Below are 14,263 nucleotides of genomic sequence, written 5' to 3'. Positions count from 1 at the left end.
GAACTCGGCATCATTCGGGTCCTCCGTGGACGTAGGAACGAAGACCAGTCCTTGCAGTGACTCCACACCCTCCCGAACGGTGTATGGCCTCCGGCGCGCAACTGCCCACCGCCCAGGTCGCGCACATTCCGGCCACCCGGTCACCGCACCACGCCCATAATCGCCTCTGCTCGATCCGCTTCCATGCCGGTCATGGTGATGCTTCACCCGAGGTCAAGGTCAATGCCCCCGTCACCGACATCTCGGCACTGCAGATCAAGGTCCACTCCGGCTGGTCGGCAGAGGCTCGCCGATGCGGTGGTCACCGGCAGACGCTCTGGGCCTGGGAGTTCATCGCCCTGCAACGTCGGCTGGCCAGCTCACCCACCCGAGGATCCGACGCCGTCCGCGCGCGATGAGCACGTGCCGAAGGTCGCCTACGGAAGGGTTTCCTGGTCCGAGGGCTGGCCGGACACGTCCCGCTCCGGGCGGCTGTACGCCTCGTCCGGCTGGCAGGGGTCCGGTGGGCGGGCGATGATGCGGGTCAGCAGGTTGACCAGTTGTCGCCGCTCATCGGGATCGAGCGTGGCGGTGAGCTCGGCGTTGGCCTGATCCCCCAGCCGCCGGGTGCGGCGCAGTCGTGCGCGGCCCTGCGGCGTCATGCTGATGGAGTGCCTGCGGCGGTCCAGCGGATCGGTCTCGCGGCGGATCAGCCCGTCGCGGTGCAGCTCGGCGACGATGTTGGCCATGTCCTTCGGGTCAACGTGCAGGGCGCTCCCTAGCTCCGCCTGAGACACGGGACCGCGCTCAGCGACGGTGGCCAGCACGGCGTGGTGCATCATCCGCATGCCCTCGCCGGCGAGTGCCTCGGCGACCAATCGGTGACCACGCGCCGCAGCACGGCCGAGCAGCCAGCTGGGCAGCTCGCGGATGCTGGCGGGCGCGTACGGGGCGTCAACGGCCATGGTGGCAGCGTACCGAAATTCGGTGGGGTATCCCAACGACCCTTGATACGGTTGGGCCTTCCCAACGATGCTGGAGGTCGTGGTGCGGCGCATTTGCTTCCACGCGTACGGCGGGCCCGAGGTGCTCGGTCTGGAAGTGGCGCCCGATCCCGACCCAGGTCCCGGCGAACTACTGGTCCGCACCGAGGCCATCGGCGTGACGCTGCCGTGCGTCCGCGCGGTACGCGGCGAAGGCCAGCGGCAGCCGCTGCCCGGCCTGCCCGGCGGCGAGGTCGCCGGTCGCGTCGTCGCGGTCGGCCCGCTGGTGACCGGCTTTGCGGTGGGAGACCGGGTCACCGCGCCCGGTGGGTGGTACGCCGACCTGGCTCCCGTACCCGCCGTGATGGCCAGCCATATCCCGGAGGGTGCCGGCAGCGTCGAGGCGGTTGCGCTGGTACGCAGCGGCCACGTCGCGTTCGCCGCGCTCGACACCGCATTCCTCTCGGCCGGGGAATCCGTCCTGATCACCGGCGCGGCCAGCGCGGTGGGTCACCTTGCTCTACAACTGGCGAAGATCCAAGGGGCCGGTCGGGTCGTTGCTGCTGTCGGTTCGCTGGACAAGGCCCCGTTTCTGCGGGAACTCGGCGCGGACGACGTGGTCAGCTACGACAGCGGGATGTTAGGTGGACCGGTCGACGTTGTTCTCGACGCGGTGGGCGGGGACCTGCTTCCCCGCGCGGTCGCGGCGCTCAGCCCCGGCGGCCGGCTGATCTTTTTCGGCTCGGGCGGCGGAAGCGTCTCCGCCTTCGACCTACTCACTGGTTCGAAGACCATTACCGGAATGGCCGTGGCGAATTTCGCACGGACCCAACGGAGCCGTTATGACGAACACCACCGGCAACTGTGGCGGTTGCACCAGTCCGGGCAGCTGCGGGCCGTGGTACACGCTCAGATTCCCCTCGCCGACGCCGCGACGGCGCACCGCATCATCGAGGCCCGCACCAACCAGGGCAAGGTGGTGCTGCGACCCTGACCTGGCGCCACGTCCGCTGACCGCTCGCATTCGGCGACAACCTCACCGACCGGCCCGGGTCGACATGGACCAGGAACCGCAGGCCCCGGCCGTCTTCCAGCCACACTCCGTACCCGTCGGCGCGTAGAGTCGCCGGGCCCCGATCCCGCCGCCGAGGTGGTGGGCATCCTCGTTCCGACTCGACGGGGGGACCGCCGCGCGGTCCGGTGCGTACCGGTACGCCCCTGCCGCCAGCGGCAGAAAGTCTTGACTCATACCTGCGGATGTCTCGCTTCCGAGAGGCGGCGTCAGTCGGCGATACGCGGAACGGACCACCAGTCGCCCCGGCACGGCCGTCCTTCCTTTGATAACGAGCCGCTCGCGAGGGGCAAGCACGTAGGTCGCTCGGGTGGCCAAGACGCAGACCGGACCCGACCTCTCCTACATCGCCGGGATGACGCGGGTCCGCGCAGCGGCCGGCGTGATCCTCCGGGATCAGGCCGGCTGGGTGCTGGTGGTCCAGCCGACCTACAAAAACGTGTGGGAGATCCCCGGCGGGACGGCGGAGCCGGACCAGTCCCCGCACTGACCAGGACCGCGCCGCACGGACCCGGCCCGCGGACGATCCCCGAGACGCCCCTCGTCACTCGCCGGGATGCTGGCTGACGAGGCCGACGAGATTGTTCTCGCTGTCGCGGATGAACGCCTGCCATTCCTGGTGGCCGGCGGGCCCGAGCGAGTCGTCCTCGTGCCGAAAGATCATGTGCGGCGCGCTGTCCACGGTGATGCCCGCCGCGCGCAACTCCTCGATCCGGGTGCGCACATCGGGCACCCGCAGATAGAGCAGCGCCGAGGGCGCCGCCCGATCAAGCAGAAGCCGTTGCCGCCCCAGGGAGAAGAACACGAGACCGGGAGGATCAAAGACGGCAACCGGCTCCGCACCGAGAATCACTCGATAGCAGTCGGTGGCACGAGCCAGATCGTCAGCGTGTTGAGCCACCTGTACCAACTCCACCGGCCGCACTCCCTCGCGTGGTCCCTACACCCCGGTCGGGACCGTAGTCATGTCGGATCACCGGCGGCAACCCGCCGCGGCGCGCCGTCCCACGGCGGCGTCGTCCGTCCGCGGACCTGGTCGGACGGCGCCTCTGCCCACTGGCCCTGGACCAGGGTGGCCTTAAGCGGCGGACTAACCGCGAGCTCGTCTCGGGTAGGCCGCTGTGCCGTAGACGCCGGCTACCAGGCACGGAGCCGATAGAGTTGCCCCATGTCGACCTCACCCGACCCGGTCCCCCAGCCCGCCGCCGACCCAGCCCCACTCCCCCAGGGCAGCCACGGTGATCCGGCGGCGGCGTTGACCGGCGAGTACGAACCGAGCGGGTCGGCATGGGTACGCGAGCACGTCGAGCGGATCACGCGGACCGGCACCACCGACGGCGTCACGATCAAGGACCGGCCCACCGTGCTGCTGACCTACCGCGGCGTCAAGACCGGCAAAATCCGCAAGACCCCGGTGATGCGCGTCGAACACGACGGGCACTACGCCGCCGTCGCGTCCCTGGGCGGCGCACCGAACAACCCCCAGTGGTACGCCAGCCTCATCGCCGAACCAATCGTCACACTCCAAGACGGCACGCAGACCCGGCAGTACCGGGCCCGCGAGGTGTTCGACACCGAAAAGGCCCTCTGGTGGAACCGGGCCGTCGACGCCTACCCCGACTACGCCGACTACCAGCGCAAGACCGACCGGCAGATCCCCGTCCTGGTCCTCGAACCGCTACCAGCCACCGGCACCGGCGACTGACCGGACGGGGTCCAGGCGCGTCGCCGCCAGCAGACGGACAGGGCGGCTACGGCGAGAGCCGTCGGTTGCGTGACAATCGGCAACCTGTCACGACGGTTCCGGCCCTGCCCGGCCGGCCCTACCGTCGCTCCTCACATGCCCAATCCAGAGGAGATTTCATGCTCGGTAAGCGTCTGTTTGCCGCAGGCACCGCCCTGGTCGTCGGGCTGGCGCTGACAGCGACTCCGTCCGCCGCCCAGGCCCGGCCCAACTGTGACGTCCCCGATCCGCCGCCGATCTGTTTCCCCGGCGGGGACCAGGGCGGGGCGCCGACGGGCACCGCGCAGTTCGACCAGTCGGGTGCGTTCTTCACCGACCAGATCGGCGCCGTGGAGGTCTCCGGCCACGCGGACGACCCTGACGGCGGGCCGGTGACCGTCGATGTGAAGGTCGACGGCGTGCTCTCAGCCACCCTGGTCGCCAACGGGTACTGGCCCACCGGCAACGACGTCTACAGCGGGACCGTCAAGATCCCCGTTGGCACGCCCACCGTCTGCGCCATAGCGCGCAACTATGGCGGCGGTACCGCCGTGACCCTCGGCTGCTACGTCGCGCACGGGCCGGTCGGCAAGCTGGAAAGCGCGGTCAGCGGGTCCACCACGACGCTGACCGGCTGGGTCATCGACCCCGACACAACGGGGCCGGTCACCATGCGGATCGACGCCATGTCGGGTACGAGCCACACCTACACCTACTACACGGCGGGGCTGCCCCGCGCCGACATCGGCAACACGTATCCCAGCTACGGGCCGAACCACGGGTTCGCGGTGACCTACACCCGACCGGCCGGCACCTGCCTGGAGTTCGACGCGCTCAACGTCGGCACCGGCGTCGACTCGCCGGCCTGGACCGACTGTCTTCAATAAGCCGGCTGTCGCCAAGGACCGGCTCATCGGGCCGTCCGACCGGCTACAACCCGCGGTGCTGGCTGCCGCGCCGGTCGGACGGCCCGAGCTGCCGAGGTGTGTGCACATGTTCGTGCCGCAGACGCGCGACGTGCCCGCTCAGCTGGGTCAACGACGCACCCGGAAGCGCAGGTGAAGCACCCGGTTGCCCGCAATCACCTCGTCAGGGTCCGCCAGCAGGTGCTGCGCCTCGACCGACCCGAAGTAGCGTTTGCCGGACCCGAACACGACCGGCACGAGGTCCATGCGTACCTCGTCGACCAGGCCCGCGGCGAACACCTGGCCGCCGACGTCACCAGCGGCGACCTCGACAATGCGGTCCCCCGCGAGTTCCTGCGCCTTGGCCACGGCTGCCTCGACGCCGTCGACGAAGTGAAACGGCGCCTCGGGGTCCCAGCCCTCCGGCGCGGACCGGTGCGTCACGACGACCACGTGGTCGACCCCACCCGGAGGCTTCCCGTCCCAGCCGTCGGTCATGTCGAACACGTGGCGGCCGACGACGGTAGCCCCGATCTGGTCCCAGTACGGCCGGGTGTAGTCGTAGGACGTCTGCGACACCGTCAACGCGCCGCTGGCGTCCAACGGGACCTCACCGCTGGTCAACCATTCGAAAAGCGGTCCGGGCTGATCCTTCTCGTCCGCGACGAAGCCGTCCACCGACACCGAGCTGTACATGACGACCTTGCCCACTCCGCTCTCCTCTGCTTCGGGTAGCCCCAAATTAGCCCGTGGTGAGCTGCGACTCTTGTAGGAAATCAATCGGCCGGCAACGGCCAACTGTCCAGCACGTGACCGGGATGCTCGCGCAGGAACCGCCGCCGGACCTCGACGTACCGGGTCGGCGTGAGCCCGGTGAACGCGCGGAACTCGTGCCCGAAGTGGGCCTGGTCGAAGTAGCCGGCGCCGCCGGCGACCTCGCCCCAGTCGATCGGACCGGCAACGTTGAGCGCGAACACGGTGGCGGCGAAGCGGTAGGTGCGGGCCAGCCGCTTCGGCGTGACGCCGATGAGCTCCTTGAACCGCTGCGCCAGATGAGTGCTGCTGACACCGGCTCCCACGCTCAGGTCACCGATCGCCACCGCCCCGCTGGCCGCCGCGATCACGCTGCTCGTATGGCTGACCAGCCCCAGGCCGGCGGTCTCGCCCAGCCGTCCCATCAGCTCCTCCTCGAGCAGCGTCAGCATCTCGGGCGGCCCGTCCGCCGTGGCCAGCCGGTCTCGCAGCCCAGCACTGGCGGCCCGGCCCCAAACCTGCTCCACCGTCACCGGCCGATCACACAGCTCGACCGCGGGCATCGGCAGGAACGGCGCCAGCCCCCACGGCTTGAAATGCACACCGACCGATCGGGTCCACGGTGGGTAGCCGAACTCCAACCCATGGGTGGGCGTGGTGACCACGCAGCCGTCGGCGTACTCCGCCGTCTCGGTGTCAGCGTCGGCGCGGATCCGGAACGGCGCCCCCAGGTTGACGATGAGCAGCGCCGCCGGCATCGGCGGCAGCGTCAGCCGGGCGTACGGCGACGCACCGGCCAGGTAGTAGATGTCGTCGATCAGCCCGTCCAGCGGCGGCCGCGGCACTCTGGACACGTACTCCACCCCCACAGCATCGCCGACGCCCCGCGGTACCGCCCGCCGGGACGGTCCGGCCCCGCTGCCGCCCCGACGGGCAGCAGGGCCGCATGCGGGACCGACGACGCCTCAGCCGCCCGCCGGTGTCGATGAGAAGCGGCGGACCTGGATGTTCCTGGCCGAGAAGACCGTCAAGAACTACGTGTCGAGCGTCGCCCGCCTCGACATGCCCACCGGGCAGATCCCACAGATCCGGGTATGCCCGGCGGGTCGGGCTGCGGTGTACCAGCAGGACCTCGCCGTTTCCACGAGCGCCCCCGTAACAACGACATGCATGACGGGATCGCAACACCGGGGTACGACATGCCCGCTCCAGCGCGGCAGTAGGCGCAGAAGCCCTCCATCCGCCGGGAGTCGCGCCCGGTGTCCGCCACTGACGCCACGCTCGGCGCACACCCGCCGGGGTGGAACGCACGCGAACAGACAAGCGCGTTCGGTGGCATGAGTCGTACGGCACGGGATCTGGCAGGCTCCGGGTTGTGCGCCCCATGGACAGCAGCGATGTCGACCAAGCCGTGACCGAGATGGCGCGGGTGCTCACACCGCACGAGTCCGCGGACTGGCGGCGCCCGGCCGGCGCGCTGACCTGGAGCTGCTGGGAAACGGCCGCCCATGTCGCGCACGACCTGCTCGCCTACGCCGGACAGCTCGCCGCCCTGCCCGATTCCGCCTACCTGCCGTTCGACCTGGTGGTACGCGCCGACGCGTCGCCCCGCGACCTGCTGCGGATAGCCACCGGCGCGGGAAGGCTGCTGAGCAGCGTGTTGGCCACCGCCCCCGCGGCGGCGCGGGCCTGGCACTGGGGCCCGACCGACCCGAGCGGCTTCGCGGCGATGGGCGTGAACGAGACGCTGATCCACACGCATGACATCGCCGAAGGACTGGGCATCGACTGGCGACCACCGGAAGCCCTCTGCCGTGCTGTGCTCGCCCGGCTGTTCCCGCACGCTCCGGCCGGCGATCCGGTCCAGGTGCTTCTCTGGTCCACGGGACGTGCCGACCTTCCCGGCCGTCCTCGACCCACCTCCTGGCTGGTGAAGGCGGCGGTCGGATACGAGGCTACCTAGCGCAAGCGGCCCGCCCGCTGCTTCGGGTCAGGGGTCGGCGGGAACGCCAGCCGCGCGCGGAGAAACTTCGGGGCCATCTCGCCATAGCTGTCGGTGATCAGCTCGTCGAGCTCGGCCCAGTCGGTGTGCTCGCCGAGGAAGGCGCCGGCCACGTTGTGTCCCCATCCGGCACGGAAGAACGGAAAGCCGCCAGCGGTCAGCCCGAGAAGGTCGTCGACGGGCACGCGGAACGTCACCACCGTCGGCGGCTCGCCACCGGCCGCATGACGGGCGTACAACGGGTGACGGTCGGGATCCGGCGTGTAGACATGCGCGAAGGTCCGCTGGCGGACCCGCCAGCGGACGCCGATCCAGGCCTGTTCCTCGTACGTCTCGGGCAGCTCTCGGCAGATCGGTCGCAACCGGTCCAGGACCTCCGGTGGCACATCCGCAGGGCTCGACATGGTTCGACAGTAACGGGGCCGGCCGACACTGACGGGCCGCGGCGAACCTCACGCGTGGGATGCTCGCCGCGACCCCACGCGAGCAGCCAGCCCAGTGAACCTGACCTGCATGTTTAGGTCTTTCGCATCAATCTCCCATGGTCGGAACCGCATCGTGGCTCCCGTTGCGACCGCTGCGGAGCGCAGGGACGACCGTCATGGATCCCAGCGCTCCACAGCGGCGAGCGACGACTGCAGATCCCACCCTTCAAGGAGGACATCTATGGCAATGAGGTCCAGCTCGATGCGGAGACCACTGATGCTCACTGTGGCGCTCGGCGTGGCAGCCGTAAGCCTGATCGGCCTGCCGAGCGCAGCCGACGCGGCTGTGGCCCGGCCGGATACTGAGATCCAGCAGATCACCCTGCCGAAGGCCGAGTGCGACGCCATCAAGCAGGCCGAACCCGCGCTGCCGTCCAATGACGCTTGTAAGGCCACGCTGGTCGTGGAGACAAGTGCCGTGACCACGATTGCCCCTGCCACCGCCGCTGGGGCGCCGACGGCCACCGGCTACACCGCCGCTAAGGCCGCCAAATGGACCCGCAAGTCCTATCAGGTGCGCTGGTGCTGGGGCGAGCACAAGCCCAAGCTGGGGGGACACGGTGGTTTCAACTGCAACTTCCTCGCCGTGTGGTTGAAGGCCGTCGTCATCTACAACGGCAAGCGGGTCTGGAACCAGGGCTACTCCTGCGACGACAAGGGCGTTTACAACATCCAGAAGACGTGGTGCGGGTTCACGAACAACGGCAGTAAGAAGATCTCGTTTGGCGTGAACTTCCGGACCCACCTCGGAATTGGGGATGCGAATGTTTCGCGCCCCTACTGGATGCGGATCTGGATCACGAACAAGGGCGTCGCCACCACCGGGGGCGCACCCGCCTGACACCGGTCTCTAGCGCACTAGCCGGCTTTGACCACCGCGCTTCCCGACAGCCGGGAAGCGCGGTGTCCCGGCGCAGTACGGCGGGCACGGCGGGTGAAATCAGCTCTCGTCGCACGGCTTTGCCCGGCGTAGTCGCCGCGGGCTGGCCGTCGCCGGCTTCGGGGTCGCCCTGCTTGGGTCGCAGCGCTTTGGCCGGCCCTCGGACCGGCGTCCACGAGCGTGAAGTCCGCGCCCTGACAACTCCCCCGCTATCGCCGGAGAGGTCGACCATCGGCCAGATGGTCATGCAGCCGGGTGTGGCGGACCTGGTAGTGAGCACCCGCCAGGCGCAGTACGCCGCGCCGGTGGGCGTCCTGCAGGAACCGATCCAATCGCAGGGGCGTCCGGCCGCCAAGAGCGAGCCAGGCCCGGCTGACCTGGTAGCTGGCCCAGGACCGGGACAGCGCGGTGGTGAGACCGACCGCGAGCCCGAACAGCGCTCCCGCCGCCAGTCCAAGGCCCAGCGAGATGTGGTGAGCCATCGCCAGACCGCCGATGACGAACCCAGCCGGGCCATAGCACGCGGCGCCGACGTACCGGAAGACGAACCAGCCGAACAGGGCAGAAACACCTGCGGCCGACAATGCCCGGTTCAGGTGAAAGGGATCGGCGACCGCACCGAGGTTGGAGTGGGGTTGGCTGACGGATATGGCGAACGCGTAGAACAGCCCGATCGACACGGCCACCGACAAACCGAAGACCAGCGTGGCGACGCGGTCCTGCGCGTAGGTCGTCGCCGGGCTCGACGCGTGATCCGCCTTCGTCGGCGTCTCCAGCCAGGCGGGCAGCCCGGTACCGAGCCCGAAGGCCAACGCCAGGATCACCACCGGCCAGATCGAGAGCGACCAGAGCAGTCCGATCACGACGCTGATGGCCACCCCGATGGTCGCCCGGCCAAGGAACTCCACGGCTCTGCCCCGGAAACGGAACTCCACCCTTGACGGGGCTGAGCGAGTGCCCCAACTCTGGGCGGCGAAACCGGCCGCCGCCGTGGACAGACCGTACGCCCAGGCCGCGGCGGGTCCACGGGCCAGGAGTCCAGCGATCGCGAACAGCATTGCCGGCGGCAGGCCGAACACAATCCCTCGGACGGGAGGCGGTATCGCGTCGACCAGACGCCACCAGGCGAAGTCTCGGGTGCGCAGGTTCCGCAGGTGGCGCCCAAGGAACGTCAGCCATCGATGGGCTTGGTCCTCATCGTAACTGCGGGCTTGTGCGGGCGGCAGTCCCGGCGGCTGGGGACGCCGGGCGTACACGGCTGGAAGAAAGGCGCCGAGCAGATGGTCCTCGACGACGGATCGATTCCCGAACCGTTGCGAGTCGATCAGCTCGGCGGGATCACTCGCGGGGTCCCGGTACGTGGCGCGGGCCAGATCGACCATCAGCGGGGTCGACAGCGCCCGCGCGAGCGGACCGTCGCGGTGCTGCCGCAGGTGCGCGATGACCGGATCCCAACGGGTGTGGCCAGGCACCCGCCCGGCGGTCAGAAACGTGACGGCGTCGTCGAGTTCGACCGGTTGGATCTCCACCACGGCGGCGCCGGCGAGGATGACGCCATGCCGGACGGCGTCCTCGTAATCGGCGGCACGGCAGGTCACGACGAGCGGTCGCCCGCCGGCGACCGCCTGGTCGAGGGCGTCGATCGCGGCAGCGTGCGTGCTCGGCGCCGTCTCGTCCAGGCCGTCGAGCACCGGAATCACCCGGTCCTCGGCCACCAGACGGGCGGCGGCATTACGCCCGTACGCCTTGCGGTTGCCCAGCCCTGGATAGTCCTCCACCATTCGACGGGCCAGCCACGAGCGCAGGTGCTCCCGGTGCGGATTCCAGGACGACAGCGACAGCAGCACCGGCGTCGGATCGTCCGGCTTACGATCGGCGAGCAGTCCCAGTGTCAGCACGGTCGCCAGGACCGTCTTGCCGGCCCCCGGCTCGCCGAGGATCACCAGTTGCCGGGTCGCCAGCCGGCGGAACTTCGCGGCCAGGTCGAGGATGTCACCACGCAGCGGTTCGTGCTCGCCGGTCACGAGCCGCTCGGTGCTCGACCACTGCACCCGTACGGGAGCCGGCCGGTGTAGCGAGCGGATCTCGGCCTCGGCAGTCCACTGCTGTTTCACGGCGGTGGCCAGTTCCTCGGCCGCCCGGTCGAGCTGCACAGCCGGAGCGGGTTCTCCGACGGAGGCAAGCGGACGCGGCAGAGCCAGACCCGCTTCCGCGACGAGGATCTGCTTGTGCAGGAATTGGATATCCGCTCCGGGGTCGGCACCGAGCTCGTCGGCCAGCCGGTGGCGCAGCGCCTCATAGTGCTGTAGCGCGTCGGCCTGCCGGCCGCAGCGGTAAAGGGCGATCATCACCTGACCGGCCGCGCGCTCGTCCAGCGGGTGTTCGCTCGCCCGCGCGGACAACCTGGGGAGCAATTCGGCGTGTCGGCCGTGGCGCAACGCGACGTCGGCGTGGTCGAGCACGGCCGCCAACCATTCGCTGTCCAACATGGCGCGCAGGCTTGTCGCCCACGGCGTATCCAGTTCAGGCATGGGCTGCCCCCGCCACAGCCCCAGGGCCTGCTCGAACAACTCGACGGCCTGCTGGTCGTCGTGCGCCTCCCGTGCCTGGGTGGCCAGGGCACGGAACCGATGGACGTCCGCAGTCTGGTCGTCGATAGCGAGAAGGTAGCCACCGCGATGGCGCTCCAGGCGGATCTCCACACCCGCGGCGCGCAGGCCCGTGCGCAGGCGGGACACATAGTTGTAGACGGTTTCTCGTCCCCGGGACGGGACCTGATCTCCCCAGACCCGGTCGAGCAACTGGTCAACAGTCACTCTACGGTTTGCCTCCACGACCAACACTCCGAGCACCGCGCGCTGCTTGGGATGCCCCACATCGACCACGACGCCGTCGACTCGAACCTGCACGCCACCCAGAACTTGGAACCGGACCCCCACGACTGCCCCCGTCCACAGGCTCTCCGGTCGCCGCCCACCCTGTCGCTGTTCTCGGCGGCGCCCAGCGCCCACACGCACGAACTGTGATCAACGACCACGTCGAGGTGGTCGTCACCGTCGCGGCGCCACCGGTCGCGGCGACCTGCACCGCCCCCACCGCGATGCCGTCCTCGCGAGTGTATGGATACGCGCTGACACCGCTGAAGCCGGCCGACGGGCTGAGCGTGAAGGTGCTGGCGCGACCCCGGTCCAGCCACGGACACCTCCGCTGGAGAACTCGGTGGCGCGGCCGCACCGGTTGGCGCTAGCGTCGTGCCTCATTCAGGAGGCGTCGAGCGGCGCCGATGCGCGCTCTGCGAAGGACGGGCCGTTGTACACCAGCTGAGACGTTCACCGCGCCGAGGAGGCGCGCCGCGCCCTGACGGGTCCGTGGCCGGGTAACCGATGGTGCCGCCGGCCGCGTTCGGCGTGCCCTCGGCAGGTCATCGACGTCCGGTTGCCCCTTCGGCACCCGCGCCCGATCCGGCGCCGTGCTGTCCATCCGCGCCGCGCCAAGCCCTGCAACGAACCTCTCGCAGTCGATTGGTCACTCCTGATGCACGAACACGTTTCCCGCCTGCCTACCACGGCACAGTGGCCCGTACGCCCGACAGACCTCCCGACCACCCGGCGCCGCTGCCGGACCTGCTCTTCCACCCGGTTCCCAACCCAAGGACCATTCCGGGTCCGCGCGGACCAGGAGCTTCCCGACGTCTGGCTGTGGGCGCTATGCGTCCGGTGCGGCCACGGCGTCACGCTGACCATGCTGGAGAGCCGGGATGGCGGCGTCCTCGACGTCAGCGTCCACGCCGCGCAGCGCATCCCGGCCAGGTGGAGGACCCTCATCGCGACGGGTCTGCCGATGTCGCGCCGTGAGGTCACCAGCCCGCTCCGGGCCTTCGGGCCCGCTAGCGCACCCCGTTCGGGCCCCGTGCCGCGACCGGCCCGGGCGCCACGCTGGATCCATCCCTCCCGGTACGGCGGCGCGAGGGTCGCGCGGCCGGTGATCAGAGATGGCCGATGCCGGTTCCACGGGCATTGAGCCAATTTCGACCCGATTATTTCAAGAACAGGGCCGAGGTTATGGAGAAGCGGCTTGAGGTACCGACGTCGAACGTGGAGTGGCAGCTCAATCATGGAGTCAAGAGCGCCCGGGTGCTCAGGCCGATCGCGGCGGCTGTGGTGGCCAGGACTCCGGCGACTGCGGCGGCCCACAGCGCGCTCGACGCATCGCGGTGGTCGATGAGAACACCGCCGAGGGTTGCGCCGACGGCGATGCCGGCGAACACGGTCACGCTCACCCAGGTGTACGCCTCGGTGATCGCCTCCGCGGGCGCCACGGCGGCGACCAGGGTGTTCCCAGTGATGAGCGTGGGCGCGTTCGCGGTGCCGGCGATCACCAGCGCCGCGGCGGCTGCGATTACCGACTGCGTGGCCAGCGCGATCAGAACGCCCCCGACGGCCATCGCGGCGGCACTGAGGATCAACCGGCGGGCCGGGTGACCCGGCCAGGTGCGGCTGCCGTAGACGACGCCGGACACCAAACTCGCGCCGGCCCACGCGGCGAGCAACTCCCCTGCCACGCCCGGCTCGCCGAGGCCGCGGGTTAGCGCGACGACACCGACCTCTGTCAGGCCGAACAACACGCCGACGGCCAGGAACATCACGATGAGCACCCGCACACCGCGAGACGCTGTCGCCCGCGCCCGGCGCTGCCCTCCCGCTACGCGCCGCGGTGGTGGCTCCGTAGATCGGTGCGCCAGGAACAGGGCGCACCCGAGGGCGACCAGAACCGCCGCGACGAGCAGCCCCGCCCCGGGTGCCACGCTCGTCGCGAGGGCCACGACCACCAGCGGGCCGACGACGAACACGGCTTCCTCGATGAGCGACTCGACCGCCAGCGCCGTGTTCAGGCGGGGCTCGTCGTGCAACAGGTTGGTCCAGCGGGCGCGGGCGGCGGCGCCGATCTGCGGCAGGGTGACGCCCACCGCGGCGCCGAGTCCGACCAGTGCCACCACCGGCGCGTGCTGGTAGGCGGCCACCACCAAGGCCACGATCGTGGCGACGTTGAGGGCGGCCTGCGGCGCCAATACCCAGGTCTGGCCGACCCGGTCGGTCAGTCGGCTCACCCGCGGCGCGATCAGCGCCTGCGACAGCGAGACCGCGCCGGCCACCGCCCCGCCCGCCGAATACGAACCGCCAAGGCCGGTGACCATGACCAGTGCGCCTAACCCGGCCATCGCCTGCGGCAACCGGGCCAGGGCACCCACGGCGCTGAACGTTGCACCGGGCACGGACCACACCCGGCGGTACGACGCCCACCACGGTTCCGCACCCCGCCCTCTGATCAACACCGGCCAGCCCAATGCACGATCATCATTCGACCGTACGACACCATGTCGTGCCACCGCACCGCGGCGACTGCTCCAACCGTGACCTCAACGTGTCGAGCTACACCGTCAGACCCCCATCCCCTCCAGAACACAACCGGTCGGCGGTCACG

Annotated in this window: 14 protein-coding genes; 7 read left to right on the top strand and 7 right to left on the bottom strand. The window is 70.0% G+C overall.

All coding sequences use genetic code 11. The features are described from left to right. Positions 1–83: 83 nt before the first annotated feature. A complete protein-coding gene (locus ACFFHU_RS09715; protein ID WP_377337413.1) occupies positions 84–398 on the top strand; it encodes a hypothetical protein in 315 nt (104 codons plus the stop codon). A gap of 18 nt (positions 399–416) precedes the next feature. Here ACFFHU_RS09715 and ACFFHU_RS09710 read toward each other — a convergent pair whose 3' ends face one another. Then, positions 417–944, bottom strand: a complete 528-nt coding sequence (locus ACFFHU_RS09710) for a MarR family winged helix-turn-helix transcriptional regulator (RefSeq protein WP_377337412.1) — start codon at positions 942–944, stop codon at positions 417–419. 67 nt (positions 945–1,011) lie between these two features. Here ACFFHU_RS09710 and ACFFHU_RS09705 point away from each other — a divergent pair, with 67 nt between their 5' ends. Beyond that, the gene (locus tag ACFFHU_RS09705) at positions 1,012–1,956 is read left to right on the top strand and encodes a quinone oxidoreductase family protein (RefSeq protein WP_377337411.1); all 945 of its coding nucleotides are present in this window, start codon (positions 1,012–1,014) and stop codon (positions 1,954–1,956) included. Between the two features lie 388 nt (positions 1,957–2,344). Next, positions 2,345–2,524: an NUDIX hydrolase gene (locus ACFFHU_RS09700; protein ID WP_377337410.1), complete on the top strand. Its 180-nt coding sequence runs from the start codon at positions 2,345–2,347 to the stop codon at positions 2,522–2,524. 54 nt (positions 2,525–2,578) lie between these two features. Here ACFFHU_RS09700 and ACFFHU_RS09695 read toward each other — a convergent pair whose 3' ends face one another. Further along, positions 2,579–2,950 (bottom strand): VOC family protein, encoded by a 372-nt coding sequence (locus ACFFHU_RS09695; protein ID WP_377337408.1) that lies wholly within the window; start codon positions 2,948–2,950, stop codon positions 2,579–2,581. 252 nt (positions 2,951–3,202) lie between these two features. On the opposite strand from ACFFHU_RS09695, the gene ACFFHU_RS09690 reads away from it, so the two are divergent. Next, positions 3,203–3,739, top strand: a complete 537-nt coding sequence (locus ACFFHU_RS09690) for a nitroreductase family deazaflavin-dependent oxidoreductase (protein WP_377337407.1) — start codon at positions 3,203–3,205, stop codon at positions 3,737–3,739. A 158-nt stretch (positions 3,740–3,897) separates the two neighbouring features. Continuing rightward, the gene (locus ACFFHU_RS09685) at positions 3,898–4,644 is read left to right on the top strand and encodes a hypothetical protein (RefSeq protein WP_377337406.1); all 747 of its coding nucleotides are present in this window, start codon (positions 3,898–3,900) and stop codon (positions 4,642–4,644) included. A gap of 147 nt (positions 4,645–4,791) precedes the next feature. Here the strand turns inward: ACFFHU_RS09685 and ACFFHU_RS09680 are convergent, their stop codons facing one another. Further along, on the bottom strand, positions 4,792–5,373 hold the full coding sequence (locus ACFFHU_RS09680; protein WP_377337405.1) for a dihydrofolate reductase family protein: 582 nt from the start codon (positions 5,371–5,373) through the stop codon (positions 4,792–4,794). Positions 5,374–5,438: 65 nt separating this feature from the next. Then, on the bottom strand, positions 5,439–6,269 hold the full coding sequence (locus ACFFHU_RS09675) for an AraC family transcriptional regulator (RefSeq protein WP_377337404.1): 831 nt from the start codon (positions 6,267–6,269) through the stop codon (positions 5,439–5,441). A gap of 530 nt (positions 6,270–6,799) precedes the next feature. Here ACFFHU_RS09675 and ACFFHU_RS09665 point away from each other — a divergent pair. Further along, positions 6,800–7,378 carry a maleylpyruvate isomerase N-terminal domain-containing protein gene (locus tag ACFFHU_RS09665; protein ID WP_377337403.1) on the top strand — a complete coding sequence of 193 codons (579 nt, stop codon included), beginning with the start codon at positions 6,800–6,802 and terminating at the stop codon, positions 7,376–7,378. Here the strand turns inward: ACFFHU_RS09665 and ACFFHU_RS09660 are convergent. Then, positions 7,375–7,821 (bottom strand): MmcQ/YjbR family DNA-binding protein, encoded by a 447-nt coding sequence (locus tag ACFFHU_RS09660; RefSeq protein ID WP_377337402.1) that lies wholly within the window; start codon positions 7,819–7,821, stop codon positions 7,375–7,377. The two genes, ACFFHU_RS09665 and ACFFHU_RS09660, sit on opposite strands and share 4 nt — an antisense overlap. A 298-nt stretch (positions 7,822–8,119) precedes the next feature. Here ACFFHU_RS09660 and ACFFHU_RS09655 point away from each other — a divergent pair, with 298 nt between their 5' ends. After that, on the top strand, positions 8,120–8,743 hold the full coding sequence (locus ACFFHU_RS09655) for a hypothetical protein (RefSeq protein ID WP_377337401.1): 624 nt from the start codon (positions 8,120–8,122) through the stop codon (positions 8,741–8,743). Between the two features lie 248 nt (positions 8,744–8,991). Here ACFFHU_RS09655 and ACFFHU_RS09650 read toward each other — a convergent pair whose 3' ends face one another. Next, a complete protein-coding gene (locus ACFFHU_RS09650; RefSeq protein ID WP_377337400.1) occupies positions 8,992–11,691 on the bottom strand; it encodes a BTAD domain-containing putative transcriptional regulator in 2,700 nt (899 codons plus the stop codon). Between the two features lie 1,202 nt (positions 11,692–12,893). Then, complete coding sequence (locus ACFFHU_RS09645; protein ID WP_377337399.1) at positions 12,894–14,030, bottom strand: MFS transporter; 1,137 nt, start codon at positions 14,028–14,030, stop codon at positions 12,894–12,896. Positions 14,031–14,263: the final 233 nt, after the last annotated feature.

This window comes from Plantactinospora siamensis, assembly GCF_042434095.1.
Lineage (GTDB): Bacteria > Actinomycetota > Actinomycetes > Mycobacteriales > Micromonosporaceae > KBS50.
The sequence above is the reverse complement of the archived record's forward strand: the minus strand, read 5'-3'. Positions and strand labels throughout refer to the sequence as shown.

Bases quoted from the DNA above. Each gene is read 5' to 3' on its own strand.
- ACFFHU_RS09715 (WP_377337413.1), top strand. From the start codon at position 84: ATGGCCTCCGGCGCGCAACTGCCCACCGCCCAGGTCGCGCACATTCCG.
- ACFFHU_RS09710 (WP_377337412.1), bottom strand. From the start codon at position 944: ATGGCCGTTGACGCCCCGTACGCGCCCGCCAGCATCCGCGAGCTGCCC.
- ACFFHU_RS09705 (WP_377337411.1), top strand. From the start codon at position 1,012: ATGCTGGAGGTCGTGGTGCGGCGCATTTGCTTCCACGCGTACGGCGGG.
- ACFFHU_RS09690 (WP_377337407.1), top strand. From the start codon at position 3,203: ATGTCGACCTCACCCGACCCGGTCCCCCAGCCCGCCGCCGACCCAGCC.
- ACFFHU_RS09685 (WP_377337406.1), top strand. From the start codon at position 3,898: ATGCTCGGTAAGCGTCTGTTTGCCGCAGGCACCGCCCTGGTCGTCGGG.
- ACFFHU_RS09665 (WP_377337403.1), top strand. From the start codon at position 6,800: ATGGACAGCAGCGATGTCGACCAAGCCGTGACCGAGATGGCGCGGGTG.
- ACFFHU_RS09660 (WP_377337402.1), bottom strand. From the start codon at position 7,821: ATGTCGAGCCCTGCGGATGTGCCACCGGAGGTCCTGGACCGGTTGCGA.
- ACFFHU_RS09655 (WP_377337401.1), top strand. From the start codon at position 8,120: ATGCTCACTGTGGCGCTCGGCGTGGCAGCCGTAAGCCTGATCGGCCTG.